The 1,711-nt window shown below is 73.8% G+C and carries 2 protein-coding genes; one reads left to right on the top strand and one right to left on the bottom strand.

Features of this window, described 5'->3' with window-relative positions:
• Positions 1-165: 165 nt before the first annotated feature.
• Positions 166-897 carry an aspartate/glutamate racemase family protein gene (locus x551_RS21810; protein WP_036235414.1) on the top strand — a complete coding sequence of 244 codons (732 nt, stop codon included), beginning with the start codon at positions 166-168 and terminating at the stop codon, positions 895-897.
• A 19-nt stretch (positions 898-916) separates the two neighbouring features.
• On the opposite strand, the gene x551_RS21805 is transcribed toward x551_RS21810, so the two are convergent.
• Positions 917-1,711: SprT family zinc-dependent metalloprotease (locus tag x551_RS21805; RefSeq protein WP_036251378.1), on the bottom strand; the 795-nt coding region annotated here is incomplete at its 5' end.

Genomic DNA, 1,711 nt, shown 5'->3' with positions numbered 1-1,711 from the left:
CCGCCGCTGCGGCCCTGCCGGCCGCGACGCCCGGGTGCGGTCCTTGCACGCGCCTCGCAAGGTGCGGCGGGCGCCCGCTCGACCGACCTCAGGCGCGCACCATCGCTGGTCCCCCCGCGCGTTTTGTATGCAAAACGCACTGATCCTGTTCACGAGATGAATCCCATGAAGCTGCTGCTCATCAACCCCAACAGCTCCGCCGGCATGACCGCAGGCATCGCCGACGCCGCGCGCGCAGTCGCCGCCGCGGGCACCGAAGTGATCGCCACCCAGCCCGGCTTCGGGCCGGCGTCGATCGAGGGCCACTACGACGAGGTGTTCGCCGCCGCCGGCGTGGCCGAACAGGTGCGGCAGGCCGCGCCGCTGGCGCCCGACGCGGTGCTGATCGCCTGCTTCGGCGACCCTGGCCTCGACGCGGCCCGCGAGGCGACCGACGCACCCGTGCTGGGCACCGCCGAGGCGGCCTTCCACGTCGCCTCGATGCTGGCCACCGGCTTCTCGGTCGTCACGACGATGACGCGCACCTGCGTGATCGCCGAGCACCTGGTGCTGAAGTACGGCTTCGAGCGACGCTGCCGCGGCATCCACGGCACCGACATCCCGGTGCTCGCGCTCGAGGAAGCCGGCGACGCGCTGCTGGCGCAGATCGAGGCGAGCGCGCGCACCGCGCTGGCGCAGGACCACAGCGGCGCCATCGTGCTGGGCTGCGCCGGCATGGCCGGTCTGTGCGGCACGCTACAGCAGCGCCTGGGCGTGCCGGTGATCGACGGCGTGGCCGCCGCGGTCAAGCTGGCCGAGGCGCTGGTCGGCCTGGGGCTGCGCACCAGCAAGCACGGCGACTACGCGACGCCGCTGCCCAAGCTCTACCGGGGCTGGGCCGGGCCGCTGGGCTGGTAGCCCGACGCCCGCCCGCGCGTCAGTCGAACGCCGGCACCATCTCGTGGCGCAGCGCGCCGCGGGCCGTGTCAAGGTCGGGGATGACCGAGCGCACCACGTCCCAGAAGCGCGGGCTGTGGTTCATCTCGCGCAGGTGGGCGAGTTCGTGCGCCACCACGTAGTCGATGGTGGGCAGCGCGAAGTGGATGAGGCGCCAGTTCAGGCGCACCGAACCGTCGGCGCTGGCGCTGCCCCAGCGCGTCTGGGCGGAGCTCAGCGCCAGCCGGCGCACCTGCACCTTCAGGCGCGGCGCGAAGTGGGTGCAGCGTTCCTCGAACAGGCGTTTCGCCTGACGCTGCAGCCAGGCCTGCACCACGTCGCGGATCTGCTCGGGCGCGGCGCTGTGCGGCAGGCCGATGTGCAGCGTGAGCCGCGGCACGCCGGGCAGCGCCGCCGCGTCGCTGTTGAGCACCGCGCCGGTGGCGCGCGGGTCGAGCACGAGGATCAGCGTCTCGCCGAGGAAGGGCAGGCTGGCGCCGTCGCGCCACTCGATGCGCGAGGCGGCGTGCTTCTGCGCGCGCTCGTGCTGCTCGACCAGCTTGGCCTGGATCCAGGCCGCCTTCTCGCGCAACGCGGCGTCGATCTCGCTGCGGCCGACCCAGCGCGGCGCGCGCACGCTCAGCCCCTCGGCCGAGACCACCATGCCGATCGAGCGGCGCCGCGCGCGCTGGAATTCATAGGCGATGACGGCGCGACCGAGGTCGATCTCGCGCGACGCCCGCGGGTGGCGGAACAAGGTTGGGCTCAGCGCGGCGCCCTGCGGCCGGGACGGCGC

Origin of the sequence: Methylibium sp. T29, assembly GCF_000576205.1 — a bacterium.
GTDB classification, from domain to species: Bacteria; Pseudomonadota; Gammaproteobacteria; order Burkholderiales; family Burkholderiaceae_C; genus Methylibium; species Methylibium petroleiphilum.
This window is presented reverse-complemented; position numbering and strand designations above follow the sequence as displayed.

What these genes read in the sequence shown, in the direction of transcription:
- x551_RS21810 (WP_036235414.1), top strand. Translation starts at nt 166, where the DNA reads ATGAAGCTGCTGCTCATCAACCCCAACAGCTCCGCCGGCATGACCGCA.